Origin of the sequence: Caulobacter ginsengisoli, assembly GCF_030814835.1 — a bacterium.
GTDB lineage: Bacteria > Pseudomonadota > Alphaproteobacteria > Caulobacterales > Caulobacteraceae > Caulobacter > Caulobacter ginsengisoli.
Genome location: NZ_JAUSVS010000002.1, coordinates 638,847 through 662,026, shown reverse-complemented (window position 1 = coordinate 662,026; position 23,180 = coordinate 638,847). Strand labels below are relative to the sequence as shown.

Here is a 23,180-nt window from a genome sequence, read left to right as displayed (position 1 = left end):
GGCCCAAGGATGAGCCAAACATCGCGCCGGTTGGAGTGAGGGGATTTCCATGCGGATACGAGGTCTGGCCATTGGTCTGAGCGCGGTGGCGCTGCTGGCCAGCGCCTGCAATCGCAAGGCCGAGACGCCTCCGGCGGCCGCCCCCGCCGCGCCCGCTCCAGCCGCCGCGCCGACGCCGGCGCCGGCCGCCGGCTTCAGCCACGAGGCCGGGTTCGACGCCGCCGGCTACTACATGACCCAGGCCAACGTGAAGGTCGGGACCTGGCGGCTGGCCAATATGGGCGTGGGCGCGCCCAGCGACTTCGAGACCTGGGAAAAGGGCGACCACAGCTCCACCTTCGGCCCGATCCTGTTCGAGTTCGAGGACCAGGCCAGCCCCGCTCAGACCGGCGAGACCGGGGCCGAGACCCGCAGCGGCCGCATCCGGGTGCTGCCCGACAGCTACGCCATCGACGACCAGCAGGTCAGCTTCGCCGGCCATGACGCCAAGCTGGGCGCGGTAAGCTTCACCGGTCGGTTCGACAAGGCGGCCCTGGCCGAGGCCAAGGTCAATAGCTCGAGCCAGATGGCCGTGCTGACCGGCACGCTGAAGGTCGGCGACAAAACCTACGACCGCATCAGCTTCACCTATTTCGTCGGTGATTGATCTTCGCGAACTGCCGCAGGCCGCCCGCAGGCTGACCGTGCGGGTCGCGCGGGCCTTCATCCTGCTGCTGGCGCTCGGCTGCGCCGTCACCGCCGGGCTGGCGCTGCTGGGCCGGTTCAGCGACCGGCTGGACGTGCTGGCCCATTTCAGCCTGGTCTGGCTGGCCGGGGGCCTGGTCTGCGGCGCCGCCTGGCTGGTCGATGGCCGCCGGCACGGTGAGCGGGCGACCGGCATTCTCGCCGCCATCACCCTGCTGGCCCTGACCCCGCTGATGCTGCCGGAGATGGCGCGCGGCGTCTTCGCCCAGCGGGTGAAGCCCAGAAGCGAGACCCTCAAGCTGGTGCAGTTCAACCTCTCCAAGGACAATCCCAGGCCCAGCCGGGCCGTGGCCTGGATCCTCGCCGAGGACGCCGACGTCGTGACGCTGGAAGAGGTGGTGGAGAGCACCAGCGGCGTGCCCTACGCCCTGCGCCAGCGCTATCCCTACCAGGTCAGCTGCCTGGCGGATCTGCCCTGCTCGACCATGGTGCTGAGCAAGCGGGCGCCGGCAGCCCAGGGGCGGCTGGGCATGCCCGACACCGGCCGCTACCTGTCGGCCGCCTGGATGACCCTGCCCGGCCAGGGCGGACCCTTCACCGTGGTGGCGACCCACATGACCTGGCCCGTCCCGGTGGGGCCGCAGCGGTATATGAACCAGCGCCTGGCCGAGGCGACCCGCCCCTTCCGGCGCGACAGCCTGATCGTCGGCGGCGATTTCAACTCCACTCCCTGGTCGCGCGGCCTGCGCCGCATGGACGGCTGGCTGGGCCTGGATCGCCGCACCCATGGCCTCGCCAGCTGGCCGACCGCCCTGCCCCGGGTCGGGGTGAAGCTGCCGGTCCCGCTGCTGGCCATCGACCAGGTCTATGCCGGCAAGAGCTGGAAGACCGTCAGTGTCAAACGCGGCCCGGCTCTGGGCTCGGATCACTACCCGGTGGTGGTGGTGTTGACGCGCGGGCCGTGAGAGCATGGCTTAAGCTGTTCAGGGAGATTGCTATGACCCTCGCCGTCCGCCGCGTCCTCGCGGCCCTCACCCTCGCCGCCGGGGCGCTCGTCGCCTCGCCCGTCCCCGCGGCAGGACCGCCCTCGCAGGGGCCGTTCGACCCGGTGCCGGAGGGCTCCTACCAGCGCAGCTGCCGCGACATCACCGCCATCAACGGCCGGGTCTGGGCCAGCTGCAACACCGGCAGCGGCTATTTCATCAACACCGACATCGACCTGCGCTATTGCCAGCGCCCGGTGCTGGACAACGTCAACGGCCGGCTGCAGTGCTCGACGGGCGGCTACGGCCAGGGTGGCGGCTATGGCGGCCAGGGCGGTGGCTACGGTCAGGGCGGTGGCTATGGCCAGGGCGGTGGTTACGGCGGCCAGGGCGGCGGCTACGGCCCGCCCCCGCCGCCTCCAGGCCCGCCGCCCGGTCCCGCCGGCGGTCCCGGCCGGGTCGGGCTGATGGTCTACGAGAACCCCAACTATGGCGGCCGGCGGCTGGAAGTGGCCGGCTCGGTGCCCGACCTCAGCCCCTGGGCCATGGATGACGAGATCACCTCGGTGCGGGTGCTGAGCGGCAAGTGGCAGCTGTGCTCGGGCCGCGACTTCAACGGCCAGTGCTGGACGCTCACCGCCGACAGCCCGAACATCAAGGACATCGGCGCCAACGACAAGGTGACCTCGATCCGCAAGCTGCCGAACTAGCTCAGCGTAGCGAGTTCTCGAGCGAGATTGGCGCGCGCCGGGGCGTCCAGGCGCGCGCTGAACTCCGGGGCGGCGAAGAGAATCGGCGTCTCCAGGAAATGCCGCATCACCCGGCCGCGGCCGGCGCGGAAGGCGTCTTCCGGCACGTGGGCGTACTCGTGGCGCACGCCGGCGGCATAGCGGTCATAGTCGGCCGGCGCCGCGCCCAGGATCGACAGGTCAATGGAGACCATCAGGGCGCCCAGCCGGTCGCCCGGCTCGACGCTGTGGCCGCGCGTCAGCAGGATCAGGCGGGCGATCTCCTCCACCTCCCCGGCGGAAAACCCAAGCGCCGTCAGGTCGCGGCGGGCCATCTCGGCGCTGCGGGCCTCGTTGTCGCTCCGGCGGGCGTCATAAATCGCGTCATGCCACCACAGCGCGTGGCGCAGCAGGCGATCGTCCCGGGCGCTCAGGCCCGGGACGGCGTCCAGTTCAGCCAGGCAGGCCTGGATATGGGCCAGCGTGTGGTAACGCCGGTTCGGCTCGGCATAGGCGCTGAGCAGGTTGGGCGTCACGCGTCCGCCGCGACCTTCATGCTGACGATCTTGCCCGGCGCGCGCGGCGGCTCGCCCTTGGGCAGGGCGTCGACATTGTCCATGCCGTCGGTGACCACGCCCCAGACCGTGTACTGACGGTCCAGGAAAGTGGCGTCGTCGAAGCAGATGAAGAACTGGCTGTTGGCGCTGTGCGGATCGCTGGTGCGGGCCATCGAGCAGACGCCGCGCAGGTGCGGTTCGGCCGAGAACTCGGCCTTGAGATTGGGCTTCTTGGAGCCGCCCGAGCCGGTACCGCTCGGATCGCCGCCCTGGGCCATGAAGCCGGGGATCACGCGATGGAAGACCACCCCGTCATAGAACCCCTCGCGGGCCAGTTCCTTGATCCGCTCCACATGGCCGGGGGCCAGGTCGGGCCGCAGCTGGATGGTCACCGGGCCGGTGTCCAGGGTCATGATCAGAGTGTTTTCAGCGTCGGCCATCAGTTCGTCTCACCATTGATTTGGGTCGGGATATCGAGGTCGCAGGGCGAGAAGTCGGCCCCCTTGGATTTGCGCATGCGCTTGATCTCGCCAGCGAACCATTTGCCGGTCGGATCGATGACCCGGATTTTCGGGCGCTCGCCCTCGGGAATGTCAGCCAGAACGCGCACCTTGAGCATACGATCCTGAGGATCGGGCACCGGCTCGCCGGTCTTGATGGCCCGCACCACGCCCAGGCCATCGATCACCCGCCCGAATGCGGTGTAGCGCTTGTCCAGCGAGGGATAGGCCCAGCGCATCAGAAAGAACTGGCTGTTGGCGCTGTCGATATCGTCGTCGCGGGCCATGCCGACCACGCCGGGGCAGTAGGTGCCCCAGGCGGAGACCCTGTGGTCCGAGGTCATCTCCGAATAGCTCCAGGCCTGGCTGTAGATCGGCAGCGGCCCGATGAAGCCCAGCTCCGCCCCCTGCGGGCTGGCGGCCAGGGCGAACGGGGTCTTGGCGTCGCGGCGGAAGGTGAACTCGGCCTTGAGGTTGGGCAGGTCCGTGCCGCCGTCGCCGGTGTCCTTGGGATCGCCGGTCTGGTCCATGAACCGGTCGATGACCCGGAAGAAGGTGCGGCCGTCATAGGTCCCCTTGCGGGTCAGCTCGCGCAAGCGGGCCACGTGGGCCGGGGCGACCTCGGGGACCAGTTCGACGATGATCCGGCCCTTGTTGGTGTCGATGACCAGCACGTTCTCGGGGTTGGGCGTGCGCCAGTCGGCCTCGGCCGGCCCATTTCTGGAAAGGAGGGGGGCGGCGAAAACCGGGGTCGCGATAGTGGCCAGAAGCGCGGCGAGGAGGACTGGTTTCATGGGTTCCTCAAAAGGCTCATGAGGGCTTGGCGATCAGGACCGGGATGTCCAGGTCGCAGATGCTGGGGCCGACCGGGCTGCCGACGCCGGACTTGGCCAGCAGGTCCTTGAAGCTGGCGCTCCGGGTGTCCAGCACCTTGACGGTCGGACGCTCGGCGGGCGGCAGGTCGGACAGCAGCCGCACGGTGGTCAGGGTGTCGCGCGGCGGGGCCGGCGGTTCGCCGACCTTGATCGCCCGCACCACCTCCATGCCCGACAGCACCCGGCCCCAGGCGGTGTAGTTATGGTCCAGGTCCGTGACGCTGGCGCGCATCAGGAAGAACTGGCTGTTGGCGGTGTCGGGCGGCGAGGCCTTGGCCATGCCCATCACCCCGGCGCAGAAGATCGGCCAGACCTTGGTCTTGCCGTCGGCGCTGAGCATCATCTGGGCGGAGGGACCCGAGCGCACGGGCAGAATCCCCATCAACCCCAACTCGGTCGTGGCGACCACGCCCGGCGCCGAGGCCTGGCGGGTGATGAAGACCCAGGGATCGGCGGAACCGCGGCGGAACTCGAACTCGTCCTTGAGGTCCGGCAGGTCCGAGCCGCCGGTCCCGAGGTTGGTCGGGTCGCCCGTCTGATCCATGAAGCCTTCGATGACGCGGAAGAATTCCTGGCCGTCATAGAAGCGGGCCCGGGTCAGGGTCTTGATCCGGTCGACGTGGTTGGGGGCCGAGAAGGGCGTCATCTCGACGATGACCCGGCCCCGGCTGGTGTCGATGACCAGGATGTTGTCGGGATCGGGGGTGCGCCAGTCAGCCTCGGGATAGGTCGGGGCCGGCGCCGCCTTGGGAGCCTTGGGCGCGGCGCCAAGAACCGTGGGGGCGGTCCAGGCGCAGGCGATGGCCAGCAGGGCGGCAACGGGGATCAGGCGTTTCATCGGTCCTCGCCTAGAACGGAGCCGCTCCGGCGGCAAGTGGCGACGAAAATCAGGACGACCGCCCGACCTTCTCGAGCACCCGGGCCGCGACATTGGCCGAGACGAACTTGTGGATGTCGCCGCCCAGGGTGGCGATCTCCTTGACCAGCCGCGAGGCCACCGCCTGGTGGCGCGGATCGGCCATCAGGAAGACGGTCTCGATCTCGCGGTCCAGCTGCTGGTTCATCGCCGTCATCTGGAACTCGTATTCGAAATCGGCCACGGCCCGCAGGCCCCGGACGATGATCTGGGCGTTGACCTCACGGGCATAGTGCATGAGCAGGCCCTTGAAGGGCTGCACCTCGATCTCGGCGATGTTCTGGAACTTGGCGGTCTCCTGCTGGAGCATCTCCACCCGTTCATCCAGCGTGAACAAGGGTCCCTTGCCCTCGTTGATCGCCACGCCGATCACCAGCTTGTCGACCAGCTTCACGGCCCGGCCAATGATGTCGATATGGCCGTTGGTGACCGGATCGAACGTGCCCGGGTAGAGTCCCACGCGTTGCAAATCACCCCTCCTGCGCCGTGCGGGCTATTCGGAAACTTCGGCCACAACCTCGTCGCCAGAGTCGTCCTCGCCGCTGCCACCTTCGAGCCGTTCGACGCCCACCACATGCTCATCGTCCGCCGTGCGGAAGACGATGACGCCCTGGGTGTTGCGCGCCGCGATACGGATCTGGGCGACGGGGCAACGTATCAACTGCCCGGCGTCTGTCACCAAGAGGATTTCGTCGCTGTCCTCGACGGGGAAGGCGGCGACCAGCCGTCCGCCCTTGCGGGTCAGGTCCTGGGCCAGCAGCCCCTGCCCGCCCCGGCCGGTGCGCCGGAAGTCGTAGGCGCTCGACCGCTTGCCGATGCCCTCGGTGGACATGGTCAGGATGGTCTCGGCCGCGGCGTCCAGCTCGATATAGCGCTCGGGGGTCAGATAGGCGTCGGCGGCGACGTCTTCCTCATCGTCGGCCACCGTCGGCTCGTCGGTTTCCTCGCCGGTCGTGGCTCGCAGCAGCGCGCGGTACTGTTTGAGATAGGCGCTGCGCTCGTCCGCCGTGGCGTCGACGGCCCGCAGGATGGCCATCGAGATCACATAGTCCTCGCCCTGCAGGCGGATGCCCCGCACGCCGGTGGAGTCCCGGCTGGCGAAGGTTCGCACGTCATCGGCGTGGAAACGGATCGCCCGGCCATTGGCGGTGGTCAACAGCACGTCGTTGGCGGTGTTGCACAGGCCGACCCCGACGATGGCGTCGCCCTCGTCCAGCTTCATGGCGATCTTGCCGTTGCGGTTGATCTGCACGAAGTCGCTGAGCTTGTTGCGGCGCACGTTTCCGGAGCGGGTGGCGAACACCACGTCCATGCCGTCCCAGGCCGCTTCGTCTTCCGGCAGGGTCAGGATCGAGGTGATGGTCTCGCCCGGCTCGATGGGCAGCAGGTTGACGAAAGCCTTGCCGCGCGAGGTCGGCGTGCCGAGCGGCAGGCGCCAGACCTTGAGCTTGTAGACCTTGCCCCCCGAGGAGAAGAACAGCATCGGGGCATGGGTCGAGGCCGAGAAGACGCGGGTGACCGCATCCTCGTCCTTGGTCGCCATCCCGGAGCGGCCCTTGCCGCCGTGGCGCTGGGTCCGATAGGTGGCGAGCGCGGTGCGCTTGACGTAGCCGCCGTGGGTGACGGTGATGACCATGTCCTCGCGCGGGATCAGGTCCTCGTCCTCGAGCTCGGCCTCGCCCTCGACGATCTTGGTGCGGCGCGGCACGGCGAAGCGCTCGCGCACCTCGACCAGTTCCTCGCGGACCACGGCCATGATGTTGGCGCGGTCGCTGAGCAGCACTAGCCAGGCGGCGATGGCGTCAGCCAGCTCGCGCGCCTCATTCATCATCTCGTCGCGGCCAAGGCCGGTTAGGCGCGAGAGGGTCAGGGCCAGGATGCCGCGGGCCTGCTCGTCGGTCAGGCGGACCTTGTCGCTGTCGACGACGATGGTGCGCGGGTCGTCGATCAGCTCGATCAGCGCCATCATGTCGCCGACCGGCCAGGGCTTGGCCACCAACCGCTCGCGGGCCTCGGCCGCGTCGGCCGAGCTGCGGATCAGGGCGATGACTTCGTCGATATTGGCCACGGCGATGGCCAGGCCGACGACGGTGTGGCCACGATCGCGGGCCTTGGAGAGTTCGAACTTGGCCCGGCGGACGACGACTTCCTCGCGGAAGTCGATGAAGGCGTGCAGCAGGGGCTTGAGGCCCATCTGCTCGGGCCGGCCCCGGTTGAGGGCCAGCATGTTGACGCCAAAGCTCGACTGGGCCGAGGTGAAGCGGTGCAGCTGGTTCAGCACCACCTCGGCGCTGGCGTCGCGGCGCAGCTCGATGACCACGCGCAGGCCGTCGCGGTCGCTCTCGTCGCGCAGCTCGGCGATGCCCTCGATGCGCTTTTCCCGCACCAGTTCGGCGATGCGCTCGACCAGGGCGGCCTTGTTCACCTGGTAGGGCAACGAGGTGAAGATGATCGCCTCGCGGTCCTTGCGGATCGTCTCGATGGTCGACTCGCCGCGCATGATCACCGACCCGCGGCCGGTCATCAGGGCCTGGCGCGCGCCCGTGCGGCCGATGATCTCGCCGCCGGTCGGGAAGTCGGGACCGGGGACGATGTCGAGCAGTTCCTCCAGGGTGACGTCGGGATTGTCGACCATGGCCAGACAGGCGTCGACGATCTCACCCAGGTTGTGGGGCGGGATGTTGGTGGCCATGCCGACGGCGATGCCGCCCGAGCCGTTGACCAGCAGATTGGGAATCCGGGCCGGCAGGACGGTGGGTTCCTGCTCCTTGCCGTCGTAGTTGTCCTTGAAATCGATGGTGTCTTTGTCGATGTCGGCTAGCAGCGCCTCGGCGGCGCGCGTCATCCGGCACTCGGTGTAGCGCATCTGGGCCGGCGGATCGTTGTCGATCGAGCCGAAGTTGCCCTGGCCGTCGATCAGCATCAGCCCCATCGAGAACGGCTGGGCCATGCGCACCAGGGCGTCATAGATCGAGGCGTCGCCGTGCGGATGGTATTTACCCATGACGTCACCGACCACGCGGGCCGATTTCACATAGGTCCGGTCATGGGTGTGCCCCTGCTCGCCCATCGAAAACAGGATGCGGCGGTGCACGGGTTTGAGGCCGTCGCGCGCGTCCGGCAGGGCGCGGCTGACGATCACGCTCATGGCGTAGTCGAGATACGAACGGCGCAGTTCGTCTTCGATGGCGATGGGGCTGATGTGCCCGCGCCGGCTGTCTTCCGGTGGGCTGGAGGTCTCGTCGGTCAAGGTGGGAAAAGGCCTTTGGAATCGGCGTGAAATGTGAGGACATTGGTTACCATCCCAGGCCGGCGGGCGCCACCCGCGCGGGGCGGAAACCCCGGAATTCGGACGGTTTTCCGGTTCCCGCTCCCCGCAGCGCGAAATGGGCGTATGACGGGCCTTAAGACCCCAGCGAGGAGACCGCCGATGAAGCCCCACCCGCTCGCCCTGGCCCTGGCCGCCGCCCTGGTCCTGACCGGCGCCGCCCGCTCCCAGGCCGCCGCCGATCCACAGTCGGTCGAAATTCAGCTGAAGGCCGCCGACGGCAAGGTGGTCGGCAAGGCCAGCCTCACCGAAGGCCCACGCGGGGTGCTGCTGCGGCTGTCGGTCCAAGGCCTGGCGCCCGGCTGGCACGGGCTGCATTTCCACGAAAAGGCCGACTGCGCCGCGCCCGACTTCAAATCGGCCGGCGGTCACGTCCATGGGATGGCCGACGCGGTCCATGGTCTGCTGAACCCGGTCGGTAACGAGGCCGGCGACCTTCCCAACCTCTATGTCGCCGCCGATGGGACGGGCCAGGTAGAACTGTTTTCGACCTTTGTGTCGCTGAAGGGCGCCGGCGGCCGCTCGGCCCTGCTGGACGCCGACGGCTCGGCGCTGGTCATCCACGCCTCGCCCGACGACTATGCCAGCCAGCCCATCGGCAATGCCGGAGCGCGGGTGGCGTGTGGGGTCATCGCCGCCGGCTGAAACTCGCCGAGCGTCGCGGTTGACGCACTTCCCGCCTGGGTAGAACATCTCCCCTCGGACAAGAACCGGGGGCTGAGATCATGGCTGTGCTGACGGGCGCCGAGATGGGCCAGGCGCTGGTGGCGATCGGGGCGCTGGGAACGGCGGCCTATGGCATCGTGGACGTGACCAAAGCCTTCTGGGGCGGGGTTTCGCGGGTCGGCTATGGCCACATCGCCCGCACCTTGGCGCCTTTCGCGCCGGCGCTCGACCTGGCGGCGGGCCGCGACCGCTGGCGCGATATGCTGTTCTCGCACTGGCTGAACGGCCGACCGATCGATGAGCAGAAGGCGCTGGCCAAGAGCCTGGTGCGGCTGGGCCTTTCGCCCGAGACCGCCCCGAAGATGGCCGAGCATGGCCATGTGGCGGCCGACCGCCTGACCGACGTGGCCGGCAAGCTGGCCAAGGGTGAGGATCTGGACGAGGAGGACATGAACATCCTGGGCCGGTTCGACGCGGCGCTGGATTTCGAGCTCGACTCCGCCTTCGAGCGGGCCGACCAGCAGTACCGCGCCGCCGCCAAGGGCCTGGCCGCCGTGGTCGCCGTCGCCCTGGCTGTGATCGCCACCTTCTTCGTTCCCAACGTCGCCGAGAACGCCAACGGCATCCCCGCCGGCAACGCCATTCCGCTGGCCATCCTGATCGGCATCCTGGCCGTGCCGCTGGCCCCCGTCGCCAAGGACCTGGCCTCAGGCCTGTCGGCGGCGGTCAAGGCGGTGCAGGCCACGCGGCGGGCCTAACGCATGGTTCTCTTTCTCGACTATCGCTCAGCCGGGGTCGGCGGATCGGTGACCTCCAGCCCGAGGGTCTATGAGGCCGGCGTGCCGGCGACGGGTTCGCCCATCGCCTACAATCCCGTCGCCACCCTGCCCAACGTCACCGGCGTCCACCTGGTCTTCGCCACCCACGGCTTCAATGTCAGCCGGCCAAAGGGGGTGCGCTCCCTGACCCGGCTGGGCCAGGCTCTGGCCGCCGAGATCGCGGGGCTGGGCGGGCGGATGGCGACCACGCCCGCCGAGTTGTCGCCAAACGCCGAGACGCGGCCGACCTGGTATTTCATGGGGGTGCTGTGGCCGGGCGACTGGGCGCTGCCGCAGATTCCGCTCAACTACATCGGAGCGGGGCCCGACGCCGACGCCAGCGGCCGGCGGCTGGCGGAATACGCCGACAGCCATTTCCCCGGCGCGGCCAGCGTCTCGCTGATCTCGCACAGCATGGGCGCCCGCCTGGTGCTGACCGCCGCCAACCGGACGGGCAAGACGGTGCGCCAGATCTGCGTCGCCGCTCCGGCGGTCGACGACCGCATCCTGGCCGACCGCCAGCGCTTCGAGGCGGCCCGGCGGCGGGCGGCGCGGACCACGGTGATGTCCTCGATGGGCGACAATGTGCTCAAGCTCGCCTACCCGGCCGGCACCCTGGCGGCCCTGGTCGGGCGCCAGGACGACATGCCGTTCGGCACGGCGCTGGGCTATTCGGGCTCGCGACCCAACCCGCTGACCCTGGTCGACAACACCGCCATTCCCAAGGCCCAGAAATACGACCACGGCGACTACCTGCCCAGCGAGGACATGACGGTCAGTAATTTCCGGGTCGACCGCTCCATCCACCTGATGGCCCAGGCGATGGTCGGCGGCTCCTCGGCCTGGCCCTACTGAGACACCGCGACACTTGCGGCGCGGCGCCGTCGGAGGCATCGTCGCGGCCAGTTCAAGGGGACCTCAAACTTGCCGCTGACGCCGGGCGATCTCGCGCCATCCTTCCGGGCCCCGACCCCGACCAATCCCCGCTATGTGTTCAACAGCGCGGCGGGCCGCTACATCGCGCTCGCCTTCCTGCCGGCCAGGGAAGACAAGGCCTGCCACGCCGCCCTGAGCCTCATCCGGGCGCGGCGGGCGCTGTTCGACGACGTGACCCGGGCCTTCTTCGGGGTGATCACCGATCCGGACGTGGCCCCCGGCGCGGTCGACGAGATCCCGGGCATCCGCTGGTTCCTCGATGTCGAGCGCGAGGTTACCACCCTGTTCGAGATCACCGAACCCAGTTGGATCGTGCTGGACCCCTCGATGCGGGTCATCCTGACCGCGCCGCTGGACAAGACCGAGGTGGTGCTCGAGCATTTGAGCCGCCTGGCCCCAATCGACCTGCATGCCGGCGTGCCGCTCCACGCCCCGGTGCTGATCGCCCCGCGCATCTTCGAGCCGGCCTTCTGCAAGCGCCTGCTGGACTATTACGACGCCCAGGGGGGCACGCCCTCGGGCTTCATGCGCGAGGTCGACGGCCGCACGGTCCTGGCCCGGGACGAGAGCCACAAGCGGCGCTCGGACGCCACCATCGAGGACGAGGCGCTGATGGCCGCCTGCCGGGCGCGGATCAGCCGGCGGCTCTCGCCGCTGATCACCCAGGCCTTCCAGTTCGTTCCCACCCGCATCGAGCGCTACATCGTCGCCTGCTATGACGCCGACAGCGGCGGCTGGTTTCGCCCCCACCGCGACAACACCACCAAGGGCACGGCCCACCGCAAGTTCGCCGTCTCGATCAACCTCAACGCCGAGGAATTCGAGGGCGGCGACCTGCGCTTCCCGGAATTCGGCTCGCGCACCTATCGGCCGCCGACCGGCGGGGCGGTGGTGTTCTCCTGTTCGCTGCTGCATGAGGCCACGCCCGTGACCAGCGGCCGGCGGTTCGCCTTCCTGCCCTTCCTCTATGACGAGGACGGCGCGAAGATCCGCGAAGCCAACAACGCCTATCTCGACCCGGCGCTGAGCCAGTACACAGCCGCGCCCGCCCAGGCCTAGGTCACGCTGGCGGCGGCCACGGCGCGGCGCTCGGCCAGGGCCACCAGCGCCACCCCGACCAGGGTCGCTCCGCCGCCCAGCACCAGTTGCACCGACAGGCGGTCGTGCAGCATCAGCACCCCGAAGGTGCAGGACACCAGGGGCGTCAGCAGGAACCAGGGCGTCACCCGCCCGGCCTCACGCCGCTGGACCAGCCAGAACAAGAGCGCCGTGGCCCCGATGGTCGAGGCCACCGCCGCCCAGACCACCAGGCCCCAGACAAACAGGCTGGCATGGGCAGCGCGTTCGACCACGTGCGGCTCGAAGAAGGCCGAGGCGCCCAGCAGGACCGGCGCGCCGGCCAGCGAGGTCAGGGCCTGCAGCTTCAGCGGCCGCACCGTCGTGGTCCGCCGCATCAGCACGGTGGCCAGGGCCCAGAGCGCGCTGGCGACCACGCCAATACAGATGGCGGGCAGGTCCGCGCCGCCCTTGGGGTCCAGGGTCATGAAAGCCACCCCGGCGAAGGCCACGATCATGCCGAGGATGGCCGCTCTGGGCATGGTCTCGCCCAGGATGCGCCAGGCGAAGAAGGTGGTCATCGGGATCCACAGCTGCAGGGCGACCACCAGCGGGCTCAGCGTCTGGGCCATGGCGAAGGCGATGTAGACCAGCCCGAAATGCAGCGGCCCGGCCAGCAGCATCAGCGGCAGGGTCTGGCGCCACGGCGGCCAGGGCGGCCGGACCAGGATGGGGAGCAGGAAGACCAGGGCGATGGCGAACCGCGCCCCGCCCATGAACAGCGGCGGCAGTTCCTGCGTCGCCACCTTGGCGGCGACGTTGTTGACGCCCCACACCAGGATGATGGCGGCTATGGCGCCCCACTCGGCGAGGCTGAAGGGGCTGCGGTCGTTGTTCACGGGGCGCTTGTGGCATGGGGTGGGCCACGCCGGGAAGCGCGGCGGTGATCAAGAGTGGTTACGGATACTCAGGAGACTCCCTTCCTCCTCGATGGAGGAAGGGTTGGGGATGGTGGTGGTGGCAACGTGTTTCCCGAAGAGCGCGGGGAGGCGTGGTCGCCACCCTGAGCCTTTCACCCAGGCTCCGGGCGCACACCACCATCCCTGCCCTTCCTCCATCGAGGAGGAAGGGTTCTCTCAATCCTAGAACGGAATCTCGTCGTCCAGGTCGGCCGAGAAGTTCTCGCGCGGGCCGGAGGGCTGGTTGCGGGCGCCGCCGCCGCCGAAGCCGCCCGAGGAGGCCCCGCCGCCGTAGTCGCTGTCGCCCCGGTCATCGCCGCGGTCGCCACGGCCGCCGAGCATGGTCAGCTCACCGCGGAACTTCTGCAGCACGATCTCGGTGGAGAACTTTTCGACGCCCTGCGCGTCGGTCCATTTGCGGTTCTGCAGCGAGCCCTCGATGTAGACCGTCGAGCCCTTCTTCACATACTGCTCGACCACCTTGACGATGTTGTCGTTGAAGATGACCACCCGATGCCACTCGGTCTTCTCTTTCTTCTCGCCGGTGGCGCGGTCGCGCCAGCTCTCGGACGTGGCGATGCGCAGGTTGGCGACCCGGTCGCCCGAGGTCAGGGTGCGGATCTCGGGATCGAAGCCCAGATTGCCGATCAGGATGACTTTGTTGACGCTGCCCGCCATGGGGAGGCCTCCTTCGCGTACTCGCCCGGCGACCCTACGCGCCGGAATCTGTTAACGACCCTAGTCCCCGCCGGGTCCGCCCGCAAGTAAATGTTCCCTCTTCGTTCCAGGTTACCCACAGACAATCTGACCTATTGACGGCAAGATACCTTGCAATACATAGTATCATGCATGAGCGAAGCCGATGACGACCTTGTCTCCCTCGACCGCTGGACCGTGCAGCTCCGCAAGGGGACGCTGGGCCTGGCCGTGCTGGCCAGCCTGTGGGGGGGCCGGCTCTACGGGCTGGAGATTCTCCGCCGCCTGGAGGCCGACGCCGACCTGACGGTGCCGGAAGGCACCATCTATCCCCTCCTCAACCGGCTGAAGCGCGACGGGCTGATCTCGTCCGAATGGGTCGAGGCCGAGGGCGGGCACCCGCGCAAATACTTCACCCTCACCGAGGCCGGCCGCCGCCGCGCCGCCGAGATGGCCCAGGCCTGGGGCCGTTTCGCCGCCGGCCTCGACGCCATGCTGACCCCGATGCGCCAGGAGCAGAACCGATGAGCGATCCCCAGGCTGAAAAACAGCTGGAAGCCTATCTGGCCCAGGTCCGCCGTCACCTGCTGCCGCTGCCGGCCGAGGAGGCGCGCGAGGCGATCGACGAACTGCGCAGCCATGTCCGCGACCGGGCCGGCGGCGCTGGCCTGACGCCGGAGACGGTCGCGGCGGCCCTGACCGCGCTGGGCGATCCGCGCAGCTTGGCCGGGCTGCACCTGGCCGAGCGGGCCGCGGTGCGGGCCGAGACTCACCGCCAGCCCTGGCGGGTGCTGGCGGCGACCTGGCGGCTGGCGGGCTTCAGCCTCGGGGCGGCCTGGACCCTGCTGGTCTCGGCGCTCGGCTATGTCACGGGCCTGAGCCTGATGGCCGCGGCGCTGCTCAAGCCGATCCTCCCGAACAATATCGGCCTGTGGGTGCAGCCGAGCGCCGACGACGACATCAGCTTCTCCATCGGCCGCAGCAACGCGCCCATCGGGCCCGAAGTGCTGGGCTGGTGGATCATCCCCATCGGCCTGGTCCTGGGCGGGCTGATCCTGTTCCTCACCTGGCGCTTCAGCCTGGCCGGCCTGCGCCGCCTGGGCCGCGGCTGGGCCAAAATCCTGTCATGAGCCGCCCCATGATTTCCCCGAGCCTGCGAGACCGTCTGAACCGCAGCCGCTGGCTGATCCTGGCCGAGCTGGCCCTGGCCATCACCGCCTTTGTCGCCGACCAGGCCGGGTTGATCTGGTTCAGCAAGACCCTCTACCTGCTGGTCCCGGCCACCCTGTCGCTGTGGGTGCGGGGGATCGGCTGGCGGGGCGTCGGCCTGACCCTGAAGGGGCGATGGCCGCTGATCCTGATGCTGGGCGTCGGCGGCGGCGCAGCCATCGAGGCCCTGGAACTGTTCGTCACCCAGCCGCTGCTGGTCCGGCTGACCGGCGAGCCGCCGGACCTCTCCGACTTCAAGATCCTGATCGGCAACACCAAATACCTGCTGCTCGGCCTGGGCCTGACCTGGACCCTGGCGGCGTTCGGCGAGGAGATGGTCTATCGGGGCTGGCTGATGAACCGCGCCGCCCAGCTGTTCGGCGATGGCCGGACGGCCTGGATCGCGAGCCTGGCGTCGATAAGCCTGCTGTTCGGCTTCGCCCATGGCTACCAGGGCGTCACCGGCGTGACCGAGAACGCCCTGAACGGCCTCTGGCTGGGGCTCATCTACCTGGCGGCCGGGCGCAATCTGATGGCCCCGATCATCGCCCACGGCATCACCGACAGCATCGATCTGCTGCTGATCTGGAGCAACCACTACCCCACGCCGATCTGACGACCGGCGGCGGCGTCACCGCATGTCGGCCGGATCCATCGGCATGGCGCCGGGGATGGCCAGGCGGCCGTCGCCGGTGCGGACCAGCAGGATATACTGGGCGCTGTTCCAGCGTTCGGCCCGGTAGATGCCGTTGGGCCGCAGGAACAGGAAGCTGCCCTGATAGGCGCCGATCATGTCGTGGTTCTGGCCGCCCAGGGCCAGGAACCGCTGGCGGATGCCCTCCAGCTTGGCGGCGCATTTCTCGATGCTGTCGATGCCCTTGCCGGCGACATTGTATTTCAGCGTCTTGCCGTCCGGCTGCGGCTGGGCCTGATAGCAGACCCCGCGGTCATAGGGCGCCTCGGGCACCTTCTCGCAGGCGGCCAGCAGGGCCAGCGGGGCGGCGAGCAGCAGCAGGGTCTGATGTTTCATGATTGAAGATCCTAGCCGGCCGCGGGAATGCTGCAGTTGGAACCCTGTTCGACCAGGGTGCGGAAACGGCGGTCATCGGAGGACACCTCGACCTTGCCCTTGACCAGCCGCAGGGTCTGATCGCCGAAGCGGCCATAGTTGGCCTGACCAGACTTCACGCACTGGCCGGCATAGAGGGTCTGGACGCAGCTGTTGAGGCTCATATCGCCCAGCCGCTTCCATTCGGTCCCCGCGTAGCGCCAGCAGGCCGAGCCGCCGGCGGCCGGGGTGGCGGTGGGGGTCGTGGTGGGTGTTTCGTCGGCGGGCGTCGTGGGAGCCGGCTGGGCGGCGACCTGTTCCTGCGGCGGCAGCGGGGTCAGCACGGTGCCGGCCTCGGTCGAGGCGGCCAGGGCGCCGGTCTGGTCGACCCCGACGTCCAGGGCGCCGGTGGCCACGCCGTTCTTGTTGGCGCACTCGGCCAGGGTCAGGTCCCCGACATACTGGCCGTTGACGAAGCAGCGCAGCGGACGGGCCGCGTCGAGCTTGGCGTCGTCGACCCTGCCCGGCTCAACGACCAGACCGCCCTGCGAGGCGGGGGGCGGTTTGTCGGAGCCAGGGTCGCGGCGGGCGATGAGCATGGCGATGGCCACGCCCAGCACCAGGGCCGCGATTGCGCCCAGCACGAGCATAAGCCGGCGGTCCTTGAACATATCCATAGCGAACCGCTAGCCCGCGCGCCCGGCGCTTTCAAGGCGCCAGCTTCAGCCGCCGCCGGTCAGTCGGTCAAGCGCCGCCTGATAATTGGCCACCTGGTTGGTCAGATAGGCCGGCACAGGCCCGCTGGCGCCGCCCTTGGATTCGGGGGGTTTCGGCTTGGCGGCCGATTCCAGATCGCGATAGGCCGAGCGGATCGCGCCCAAGGCCGTGGAGAGGGCCGCCAGGGTCGCCTTGCGGGCGTCGGCCGTCGAAATATCCAGGTCGGTGGTCAGCGACAGGCCATAGACGTTGCCCTTGCCGTCGGCCGACTGGGACTTGCCGTCCTTGAAGATGGTGTTGCGCACCACGCCCTGGTCCAGGCCGATGGCGGCCAGCAGGTCCTTGCTGCCCTTGCCGGGCAGGATCTCGACGCTGGAAGTGTCGGTGGCGGGGCTGATCTTCAGGCGCTTGACGCCGCTGTCGCTGACCACCTCGACCTTGGCCTTGTAGCCGGCAGCCCGGGCCACCTTGGTCTTCAGGGTGTCCAGGGTGTCGTTGGCCTCCAAAGTGACCGTGGTCAGAGCTCCGCCGACGCTGGTGCGGATCTGGAACTGGTCGCCGGCCCGGGCCGAGGTCGCCGAAACGATCTTCTGGGAGTCGGTATAGGTCAGCGCGCCCTTGGGCAGGCCCAGCTTGTCGAGCGCCGAGGCGCCGCTGGCGTCGACGGCGATCGAGGTGGGGGTGGTGTAGCCGTCCTTGCCGGTGATCCGCTGGGCGGCGGCGGTCGTCCCGGTCGCCATGTTGATCTGGGCCATGTAGCCGTCATTGGCGCCGATATCGACGACGCCGGGCAGATGCAACCCCGCCTTGCCGGCCACCCAGACCTGGCCGTTCGCTACGGCCATGGTGGTGACGGTGTCGTCCTCGGCCCCGCCGAAATAGGAGAGGCGGTCGGAGGCGGTGCTGGTCAGATCGGTGGAGATCCGCGCAGCGTAGGCGTCCATGCCGCCAGTGTAGGCGACGCCGGGATTGCCGACCGCCAGCGCGCCGTTGCGGGTCGCCCCGGCGATGTAGAGCTGGCCGCCGTCGAGCTTGAGGCCGGCGATGTTGCCGCCCTGCAGGTCGCCGAGGTCGCGGGTGGCGGTCAGGGTCGGCGCCGCGCCGCTGACGTCGAAGCTGCGTAGCACGGCGTTCTGGCCATCCTTGCCGGCCACGATCACCTGCGAGCCGTTGACGACCAGGTCCGTGACCCCTTCATCGCCCGTCCCGCCGAACTGCTGGGTGAACTTGACGGTGGGCAGGCCCTTCGACGTCGTGCCGATGCCGGTGATATAGCCATCCCAGCCGCCGGCGGTGGTTCCGCCGCCGGGCAGGGTCGATTTGGTGCGGCCGCCCACATAGACGGTGCCGTCGGCGCCGAAGCCCACGGCCGTGGCCTCGTCCTGCTGCAGCGCCCCGCGCCGCTGGGTCCAAATCTCGTCGCCCTTGTCGTCGTAGAGGGTGACGAAGCTGTCGCTGAGGCCGGTGTCCGCCCCGGAATTCAGCGCCCCGTTCGTCGCGCCCAGCAGGTCGCCGGTGACCTTGCCGGCCACCGCCACCTTGCCGTCGGCCGAGACCGCCAGGTTCAGCCCCTGAGCCTCGTCCGCCGCCCCCAGGGTGCGGGTGAAGATGATCTTGCCGGCCGAGTCGTACTTGATCAGGGCGACATCGGTCGTGCCCTGCAGGGTCTGGCCGTCGACCGCGCCGTTGACGTCGGCCAGCACATAGACCGAGCCGTCGGCGGTGGTTTGGCTGGTCCGCACCTGCTTGATGGATTTCTCGAGCGTCTGGTTGAACAGCTGGGCGCCGTCGCCGGTGACGCCGGTGTCCAGCTTCATCAGCTTGTTCTGATAGACCGCATCGTCGGTCTTGGTGTTCTTGTCCGGGTCGGGATTGCCCGAGGTCGAGGCGATATAGACGGCCGGAGTGGTCGCCGCCGCCGAGAAGGTCAGTTGTTCGGCCGAGTCGCCGGTGATCTTGAAGGCCAGCTTGTCGGCCTCGGCCGGCAGAGTGACGCTGGTGGTCCCGACCTTGACCGTCTTGACCTCGCCCGGGGTGCGGGCGATCGAGAAGCGGCTGTGCAGTCCCGCCGCCTCCAGCTTGGAATTGATGTAGCTGGTGACATTGCTCATCGAGCGGGGCGTCGAGCCCATGTCGGCCAGGTTGATGTCCAGGTTCTGGGTGACGTTCAGCCGCTTGACCTGGATGGTGAAGGCGACCGCGCCCTGGAAGGCGTCGACCGGATCGGTGACATGGCCGGTCTCGATAGTGTCGGTGGTGTAGGTGTAGTCCGGCCTGGGCACGCCCACCTTGGTGCGATCGGTGATCATCGCCGTGCCCCGGGTCAGGCGGATATCATCCAGCTTGACCGTATCGGCATAGGCGACGGTGTCCTTCAGCCCGCGGGTGAAGGCCCGGGTCAGGCCGGTCATTTCCAGGGCCGAGGTGGTTTTGGCGTTGGCCTGTTCGACCACCCCGTTCAGGGCGTTCAGCCCCTGATAGAGGGCGAACAGCTTCTTGTAGTCGGCGCTGGCGCCCGGCAGGTCCAGTTGGGCGGCGTTCTCGTCGATGAACCGGTGGCCGGCCAGGACCTGCTTGGTGAGGTCGGCCATCTTGGGCGCGGACGAGCCGGTCGCCCAGGGCGCGGTCGGGGCATAGATGCGCTTGCCATTGACCACAGCGCCGCTGGTTCCGCCCGTGGCGGCGGCCAGCAACGACCCGCCGCTGGTGCGCGACTGGTAGTAGCCCAACAGAACGCTGCTATCGATGCCGATGGCCACAGGTTTGCCTTAAGAGGCCACACGCCCCCGCGGCCATTGTGACTCGGCAGCCCTGATAGGAGGTTAAGGCGCGAGCAGATTGGCGCCGGCCGGTGAGCGGCTGTGATCCAGTGAAGTTTTTACATCGTAAGGCCGACCAACACCCCCAGTCCGGGGGCAAGGAGACCTAGAGATGACCTCGAAAAAGACCCTGATCCTGGCGGCCATGGCCGCCGCCGCCCTGATCGCTCCGGCCGCCCAGGCCGCCTCCGCCGCCGACGGCAAGACGCTCATGGAGCGGGTGAGCTATGCCGACCTCGATCTGAGCAAGGCGGGCGACGCCCGGGTGCTGCTGCACCGCATTCGCCAGACCGGCGAGACCGCTATCGAGGCGATCGAGCGTTTCGACGAGTGCTATAACGGCGCCACGGCCAGCGCCGTCGCCGCCGTCGGGGCCCCCTCGCTGACCGAAGCCTTGCGGAACGAGAAGCGCAACCCGCTCGGCGTCAGCGTTCAGGCCTCTCGCTGACCGGTCGGCGCGTGGTCTGGTTTCGGCTGGGTGGCGACATCCAGCCGGCTGGGCGCCTTGCGGTGGAATCTCGCTCAGGTCAGGCCGCGATCAGCCCGGCGCTGTGGAGTTCCTTCAGCATCACCCCGCGCCGCGCCGCCCATTCGTCGGCCAGGATGCCCAGAAGCACCACGTCCTTCGCCGCCCCCGCCTTCATGACGTGACCGCGCAGATAGCCCTCGCGACGGAAGCCTGTGGCGCCCAGCATCTTCAGGGCCGCGTCGTTGTCGGCCATCACCTCGGCCCAGACCTTGTGCAGTCCCAATGTCCCGAAAGCCCGCTCCAGGCCCAGCACCTGAGCGGCCCGGCCGACGCCCCTGCCCCGCGCCTCGGCGTCGCCCACGAACCAGTTCCATTCGGCCCGGCGATGGTGGCTGGTCAGACCGCTTAATGTGAGAAGACCCGAGGGGCGGCCGTCGCGCTGGATCATCCAGCCGCGCACGTCGGCGTCATCGCCCAGGGCGTCGAACCAGCGCCTGTGGGCGGCGCGGTCGGGGAAGGCCGCGTCCGACATCCAGCGGTCGACCTCGGGCTCGGCGCGCCACTCGAACAGACGCGCCTCGTCCTCGGCGACCAGGTCGCGCAGCTCGATCATGCCTCAAGTCCCGACGATGGGCTTTGAATCAGCCCTTGAAGAGCGAGAGGATCACCTGCGGGGCCTGGTTGGCAATCGACAGCGCCTGGGCGCCCAGCTGCTGCTGGACCTGCAGGGCCTGCAGCTTGGCGCTTTCCTTGGCCATGTCGGCGTCGACCAGGTTGCCGACCCCGGTGTTGAGCACGTCGCTCAGCTTGGTGACAAAGGTGTTGTGCGCCTCGATCTGCTTGGCCTGGGCGCCCATGTCGCCGAGCGCCTGGTTGACCTTGCCGATCGAGGTGTCGAGCTGGGCCAGGATGGCGGTGGCCAGGGTCACCGTGCCGATCGAGGAGGTCGCGGTCATCGAGATCAGCGAACCGCCCAGCGTCAGATTCTGCGCGGCGAGCGTGATGAAGCTGTTGGCGTCGGCGTTGGCGATGAAGCGGATGCCGGTATTGGTGCCGTCCAGCATGTTGGCGCCGTCGAAATCGGCGTCCTTGGTGATCTGGCTGATCTGCTTGATCAGGGCCTTGTAGTCGGCGTTCAGCGCCGTGCGCGAGGACGGATCCAGCGACGGATCCATCGCCGAGACCACCTTTTCCTTGAGCTGGTTGAGCAGGTCGGAGATCGATTCGCCCGCCGCCATCGAGACGTCGGAGATCGAGGTCGCCCGATCCAGGCTCATCTTGACCGCGCTCAGCGCCCCGATATCGGCCCGCTGCGCCTGGGCGATGCCCCAGACCGAGGCGTTGTCCTTGGGCCCCTGCACCTTCAAGCCGGTCGAGATGCGGTTCTGGGACAGAGCCAGATCGTCGTTGGTCTTGTTGAGGTTCTGAAGCGCAATCAGCGCCGACTGGTTGGTGTTAACGCTGATCGTCACGACCCGCTCCTTCTGAGGTGGGTGGTGAGTCGCCTATTGCTCGCCGCCCAGCCTCAAGGACTAGGCGGACTTGGTATGCGTATGGTTAACGACCGGAAACCGTGATGGCCGCCGCCGCTGGTGCGACGCCGGTTAGGGGCGATAAGTCGCCAGGGCGGAAGGCCCGCCTATTGCTGCGTCATCAGGTCGTGGTGTCCGCCATCTGCCCCGGCACGTAGACCGACGCGTCCTTCAGTCGCAGCACTTCTTCGCGCGGCAGCTGCTGGACGACCTCGCCGGTCCGGCGGTCGAGGGTCTTGTAGATGTAGGACCCGGACACCGGATCCTCCTCGATGACCAGGCGCAGATCGGGCGCGGTCTGGACCGAGGCGTTGACCTGGGACGCACTGGCTCCCGACGGGCCCTGGCCCAGCACAGGCTGGCTCAAGGGTTCCGGTGCGGGAACGGGAAATGCGACCGAGTTGCTCATCTCTCCTGTCGCCGGCGGTTAGAGACCGGCGTCTCCTTGCCCCCCAATGGTTCTGATGTCTGGCGGGCGGGTTTTTGGGGAAAATCGGAGGCGGGCAAAACTCGCCCGCCTCCTTTTTCAGGGCTGGTCCTAGCGGAACAGGCCCAGCAGGGACGAGCTCGACTGGTTGGCGATCGACAGAGCCTGCACGCCGAGCTGTTGCTTGGTTTGCAGGGCCTGCAGCTTGGCGCTTTCCTTCGCGAGGTCAGCGTCAACCAGGTTGCCAACACCGGCGTCCAGAGCGTCCTGGAGCTTGCCGACGAAGCTGAGGTGCGAGTCCAGCGCCTTGGCGCCGGTGCCCAGCTTGGCCAGGGCCGAGCCGACGTTGGCGATCGAGGTGGTCACGGTCGCGATCATCGCCGTGGCGGTGGTCACGGTGCCGATGGTGCCGGCCGCGGCGACCGTCACGTTGGAGCCGCCGAGAGCCAGCGACTGGGCGGCAACCGTGATCTTGGAGCTGCCGTCCGCGTTAGCCAGGGCGTAGATGGTCGTGCCGCTGGCCTTGATCATGTTCGAGCCGTTGAAGTCGGCGTTCGACACGGCCTTGCCGATCTGGTCACGAAGAGCCTTGAAGTCTTCGTTCAGAGCAGCGCGGCTGGTGGAGTCCAGCGAGGCGTCCGAAGCGGCCAGGGCCTTTTCCTTCATGCTGACCAGCAGGTCGGAAACGGATTCACCGGCGGCGACAGCCACGTCGATGGTGGACTGACCACGCATGATCGAGTCTTTGACCGCGTTCAGGGACTGCGAAGTGCCACGTTGCGATTGAGCGATGGCCCAGACCGCGCCGTTGTCCTTGGCGGACGCCACCTTCTTGCCCGTGTTGATGCGGGATTGAACGGTGTTGAGCTCGTTGTTGGTGGAGTTCAGGTTTTGCAGTGCGACCATCGCACCGACGTTGGTGTTAACGCTGTTCAGCGCCATTTTGGTATTCCTCATTCAAGGTGTCCGACGTCATTTTGACTGCCGGGAGCTTTTTGCTCAGGATAGCAGAAGCAAGGGTCGGGCCAGTTCCGCCACACTAGGCAATTCTAGCAACTATTTGAAATATATACGTTATTGGTCTATTAAGCCTGTCGGAAGCGGCAGCTTCTGCCGGGTGGGGCCTCCAGGACGGCAATTTCTGCCGGGCGGATGCCGGGGCAAACTCTGCCGGGTATGCGGAGGATCGGCCCAGCCATCGGCCCAAACGAAAAAGGGGCCCCGAAGGCCCCCGATCATCAGTCTAAAAAGTCTGCC

The 23,180-nt window shown here is 68.3% G+C and carries 26 protein-coding genes; 11 read left to right on the top strand and 15 right to left on the bottom strand.

Going from position 1 to position 23,180, the window contains the following annotated elements; all coding sequences use genetic code 11:
• Nucleotides 1-49: 49 nt before the first annotated feature.
• Genes QO010_RS08625 through QO010_RS08615 form a run of 3 tightly spaced genes read left to right on the top strand, consistent with a single transcriptional unit; the run spans nucleotide 50 to nucleotide 2,377 of the window.
• Nucleotides 50-646, top strand: a complete 597-nt coding sequence (locus tag QO010_RS08625; RefSeq protein ID WP_307348233.1) for a hypothetical protein — start codon at nucleotides 50-52, stop codon at nucleotides 644-646.
• Nucleotides 639-1,649, top strand: coding sequence for an endonuclease/exonuclease/phosphatase family protein (locus QO010_RS08620; protein WP_307348230.1), 1,011 nt, complete (start codon nucleotides 639-641; stop codon nucleotides 1,647-1,649). Before QO010_RS08625 ends, QO010_RS08620 begins: the two co-directional genes overlap by 8 nt.
• A 32-nt stretch (nucleotides 1,650-1,681) precedes the next feature.
• On the top strand, nucleotides 1,682-2,377 hold the full coding sequence (locus tag QO010_RS08615; RefSeq protein ID WP_307348228.1) for a beta/gamma crystallin-related protein: 696 nt from the start codon (nucleotides 1,682-1,684) through the stop codon (nucleotides 2,375-2,377).
• Here the strand turns inward: QO010_RS08615 and QO010_RS08610 are convergent.
• From QO010_RS08610 to gyrA, 6 genes are read right to left on the bottom strand one after another with little or no spacing between them, the layout of a single operon-like run.
• Nucleotides 2,374-2,931, bottom strand: a complete 558-nt coding sequence (locus tag QO010_RS08610; protein WP_307348226.1) for an HD domain-containing protein — start codon at nucleotides 2,929-2,931, stop codon at nucleotides 2,374-2,376. The genes QO010_RS08615 and QO010_RS08610 overlap by 4 nt on opposite strands.
• The gene (locus QO010_RS08605; protein WP_307348641.1) at nucleotides 2,928-3,395 is read right to left on the bottom strand and encodes a peptidylprolyl isomerase; all 468 of its coding nucleotides are present in this window, start codon (nucleotides 3,393-3,395) and stop codon (nucleotides 2,928-2,930) included. Before QO010_RS08605 ends, QO010_RS08610 begins: the two co-directional genes overlap by 4 nt.
• Nucleotides 3,392-4,246, bottom strand: a complete 855-nt coding sequence (locus QO010_RS08600) for a peptidylprolyl isomerase (protein WP_307348225.1) — start codon at nucleotides 4,244-4,246, stop codon at nucleotides 3,392-3,394. Before QO010_RS08600 ends, QO010_RS08605 begins: the two co-directional genes overlap by 4 nt.
• Before the next feature lie 16 nt (nucleotides 4,247-4,262).
• Nucleotides 4,263-5,165, bottom strand: a complete 903-nt coding sequence (locus QO010_RS08595; RefSeq protein WP_307348224.1) for a peptidylprolyl isomerase — start codon at nucleotides 5,163-5,165, stop codon at nucleotides 4,263-4,265.
• 49 nt (nucleotides 5,166-5,214) lie between these two features.
• On the bottom strand, nucleotides 5,215-5,712 hold the full coding sequence (gene coaD, locus QO010_RS08590; RefSeq protein WP_307348222.1) for a pantetheine-phosphate adenylyltransferase: 498 nt from the start codon (nucleotides 5,710-5,712) through the stop codon (nucleotides 5,215-5,217).
• Nucleotides 5,713-5,736: 24 nt separating this feature from the next.
• On the bottom strand, nucleotides 5,737-8,493 hold the full coding sequence (gene gyrA, locus QO010_RS08585) for a DNA gyrase subunit A (RefSeq protein ID WP_307348221.1): 2,757 nt from the start codon (nucleotides 8,491-8,493) through the stop codon (nucleotides 5,737-5,739).
• 180 nt (nucleotides 8,494-8,673) lie between these two features.
• Here gyrA and QO010_RS08580 point away from each other — a divergent pair, with 180 nt between their 5' ends.
• The 4 genes from QO010_RS08580 (at nucleotide 8,674) to QO010_RS08565 (ending at nucleotide 12,050) form a co-directional block, all read left to right on the top strand.
• A complete protein-coding gene (locus QO010_RS08580) occupies nucleotides 8,674-9,216 on the top strand; it encodes a superoxide dismutase family protein (protein ID WP_307348220.1) in 543 nt (180 codons plus the stop codon).
• 80 nt (nucleotides 9,217-9,296) lie between these two features.
• The gene (locus QO010_RS08575; RefSeq protein WP_307348219.1) at nucleotides 9,297-9,995 is read left to right on the top strand and encodes a hypothetical protein; all 699 of its coding nucleotides are present in this window, start codon (nucleotides 9,297-9,299) and stop codon (nucleotides 9,993-9,995) included.
• Nucleotides 9,996-9,998: 3 nt separating this feature from the next.
• A complete protein-coding gene (locus QO010_RS08570; RefSeq protein WP_307348218.1) occupies nucleotides 9,999-10,910 on the top strand; it encodes an alpha/beta hydrolase in 912 nt (303 codons plus the stop codon).
• Between the two features lie 69 nt (nucleotides 10,911-10,979).
• On the top strand, nucleotides 10,980-12,050 hold the full coding sequence (locus tag QO010_RS08565) for a 2OG-Fe(II) oxygenase (RefSeq protein WP_307348217.1): 1,071 nt from the start codon (nucleotides 10,980-10,982) through the stop codon (nucleotides 12,048-12,050).
• On the opposite strand, the gene QO010_RS08560 is transcribed toward QO010_RS08565, so the two are convergent.
• Nucleotides 12,047-12,946, bottom strand: a complete 900-nt coding sequence (locus QO010_RS08560; RefSeq protein WP_307348215.1) for a DMT family transporter — start codon at nucleotides 12,944-12,946, stop codon at nucleotides 12,047-12,049. The genes QO010_RS08565 and QO010_RS08560 overlap by 4 nt on opposite strands.
• A 243-nt stretch (nucleotides 12,947-13,189) precedes the next feature.
• Nucleotides 13,190-13,684 carry a single-stranded DNA-binding protein gene (ssb, locus tag QO010_RS08555; RefSeq protein ID WP_307348214.1) on the bottom strand — a complete coding sequence of 165 codons (495 nt, stop codon included), beginning with the start codon at nucleotides 13,682-13,684 and terminating at the stop codon, nucleotides 13,190-13,192.
• A gap of 171 nt (nucleotides 13,685-13,855) precedes the next feature.
• Here ssb and QO010_RS08550 point away from each other — a divergent pair, with 171 nt between their 5' ends.
• Genes QO010_RS08550 through QO010_RS08540 form a run of 3 tightly spaced genes read left to right on the top strand, consistent with a single transcriptional unit; the run spans nucleotide 13,856 to nucleotide 15,527 of the window.
• Nucleotides 13,856-14,230, top strand: a complete 375-nt coding sequence (locus QO010_RS08550; protein ID WP_307348213.1) for a PadR family transcriptional regulator — start codon at nucleotides 13,856-13,858, stop codon at nucleotides 14,228-14,230.
• Nucleotides 14,227-14,832, top strand: a complete 606-nt coding sequence (locus QO010_RS08545) for an HAAS signaling domain-containing protein (RefSeq protein ID WP_307348212.1) — start codon at nucleotides 14,227-14,229, stop codon at nucleotides 14,830-14,832. The genes QO010_RS08550 and QO010_RS08545 overlap by 4 nt, the downstream gene beginning before the upstream one ends.
• Nucleotides 14,829-15,527 (top strand): CPBP family intramembrane glutamic endopeptidase, encoded by a 699-nt coding sequence (locus QO010_RS08540; RefSeq protein ID WP_307348211.1) that lies wholly within the window; start codon nucleotides 14,829-14,831, stop codon nucleotides 15,525-15,527. Before QO010_RS08545 ends, QO010_RS08540 begins: the two co-directional genes overlap by 4 nt.
• Nucleotides 15,528-15,542: 15 nt before the next feature.
• Here QO010_RS08540 and QO010_RS08535 read toward each other — a convergent pair whose 3' ends face one another.
• The 3 genes from QO010_RS08535 to QO010_RS08525 are packed head-to-tail and all read right to left on the bottom strand — an operon-like array spanning nucleotide 15,543 to nucleotide 19,435.
• Entirely contained in the window at nucleotides 15,543-15,941 is a 399-nt protein-coding gene (locus QO010_RS08535; RefSeq protein WP_307348209.1) for a hypothetical protein, read from the bottom strand.
• 11 nt (nucleotides 15,942-15,952) lie between these two features.
• Nucleotides 15,953-16,636, bottom strand: a complete 684-nt coding sequence (locus tag QO010_RS08530) for a hypothetical protein (protein ID WP_307348207.1) — start codon at nucleotides 16,634-16,636, stop codon at nucleotides 15,953-15,955.
• A 45-nt stretch (nucleotides 16,637-16,681) separates the two neighbouring features.
• Nucleotides 16,682-19,435, bottom strand: coding sequence for a hypothetical protein (locus QO010_RS08525; RefSeq protein ID WP_307348206.1), 2,754 nt, complete (start codon nucleotides 19,433-19,435; stop codon nucleotides 16,682-16,684).
• A gap of 172 nt (nucleotides 19,436-19,607) precedes the next feature.
• On the opposite strand from QO010_RS08525, the gene QO010_RS08520 reads away from it, so the two are divergent.
• Entirely contained in the window at nucleotides 19,608-19,943 is a 336-nt protein-coding gene (locus tag QO010_RS08520) for a UrcA family protein (protein ID WP_307348204.1), read from the top strand.
• Between the two features lie 79 nt (nucleotides 19,944-20,022).
• Here the strand turns inward: QO010_RS08520 and pseH are convergent, their stop codons facing one another.
• The 4 genes from pseH to QO010_RS08500 form a co-directional block, all read right to left on the bottom strand.
• Complete coding sequence (gene pseH, locus QO010_RS08515) at nucleotides 20,023-20,577, bottom strand: UDP-4-amino-4,6-dideoxy-N-acetyl-beta-L-altrosamine N-acetyltransferase (protein ID WP_307348203.1); 555 nt, start codon at nucleotides 20,575-20,577, stop codon at nucleotides 20,023-20,025.
• A 28-nt stretch (nucleotides 20,578-20,605) separates the two neighbouring features.
• Complete coding sequence (locus QO010_RS08510) at nucleotides 20,606-21,436, bottom strand: flagellin (RefSeq protein ID WP_307348202.1); 831 nt, start codon at nucleotides 21,434-21,436, stop codon at nucleotides 20,606-20,608.
• Nucleotides 21,437-21,617: 181 nt separating this feature from the next.
• Nucleotides 21,618-21,863 (bottom strand): hypothetical protein, encoded by a 246-nt coding sequence (locus QO010_RS08505; protein WP_307348200.1) that lies wholly within the window; start codon nucleotides 21,861-21,863, stop codon nucleotides 21,618-21,620.
• A 171-nt stretch (nucleotides 21,864-22,034) separates the two neighbouring features.
• Complete coding sequence (locus QO010_RS08500) at nucleotides 22,035-22,865, bottom strand: flagellin (protein WP_307348197.1); 831 nt, start codon at nucleotides 22,863-22,865, stop codon at nucleotides 22,035-22,037.
• Nucleotides 22,866-23,180: the final 315 nt, after the last annotated feature.

Coding starts and splice junctions, on each gene's coding strand:
- QO010_RS08540 (WP_307348211.1), top strand. CDS start 14,829: ATGAGCCGCCCCATGATTTCCCCGAGCCTGCGAGACCGTCTGAACCGC.
- QO010_RS08500 (WP_307348197.1), bottom strand. CDS start 22,865: ATGGCGCTGAACAGCGTTAACACCAACGTCGGTGCGATGGTCGCACTG.
- QO010_RS08520 (WP_307348204.1), top strand. CDS start 19,608: ATGACCTCGAAAAAGACCCTGATCCTGGCGGCCATGGCCGCCGCCGCC.
- QO010_RS08535 (WP_307348209.1), bottom strand. CDS start 15,941: ATGAAACATCAGACCCTGCTGCTGCTCGCCGCCCCGCTGGCCCTGCTG.
- QO010_RS08530 (WP_307348207.1), bottom strand. CDS start 16,636: ATGGATATGTTCAAGGACCGCCGGCTTATGCTCGTGCTGGGCGCAATC.
- QO010_RS08580 (WP_307348220.1), top strand. CDS start 8,674: ATGAAGCCCCACCCGCTCGCCCTGGCCCTGGCCGCCGCCCTGGTCCTG.
- ssb (WP_307348214.1), bottom strand. CDS start 13,684: ATGGCGGGCAGCGTCAACAAAGTCATCCTGATCGGCAATCTGGGCTTC.
- QO010_RS08625 (WP_307348233.1), top strand. CDS start 50: ATGCGGATACGAGGTCTGGCCATTGGTCTGAGCGCGGTGGCGCTGCTG.
- QO010_RS08550 (WP_307348213.1), top strand. CDS start 13,856: ATGAGCGAAGCCGATGACGACCTTGTCTCCCTCGACCGCTGGACCGTG.
- QO010_RS08545 (WP_307348212.1), top strand. CDS start 14,227: ATGAGCGATCCCCAGGCTGAAAAACAGCTGGAAGCCTATCTGGCCCAG.
- QO010_RS08595 (WP_307348224.1), bottom strand. CDS start 5,165: ATGAAACGCCTGATCCCCGTTGCCGCCCTGCTGGCCATCGCCTGCGCC.
- QO010_RS08575 (WP_307348219.1), top strand. CDS start 9,297: ATGGCTGTGCTGACGGGCGCCGAGATGGGCCAGGCGCTGGTGGCGATC.
- QO010_RS08615 (WP_307348228.1), top strand. CDS start 1,682: ATGACCCTCGCCGTCCGCCGCGTCCTCGCGGCCCTCACCCTCGCCGCC.
- pseH (WP_307348203.1), bottom strand. CDS start 20,577: ATGATCGAGCTGCGCGACCTGGTCGCCGAGGACGAGGCGCGTCTGTTC.
- QO010_RS08570 (WP_307348218.1), top strand. CDS start 9,999: ATGGTTCTCTTTCTCGACTATCGCTCAGCCGGGGTCGGCGGATCGGTG.
- QO010_RS08600 (WP_307348225.1), bottom strand. CDS start 4,246: ATGAAACCAGTCCTCCTCGCCGCGCTTCTGGCCACTATCGCGACCCCG.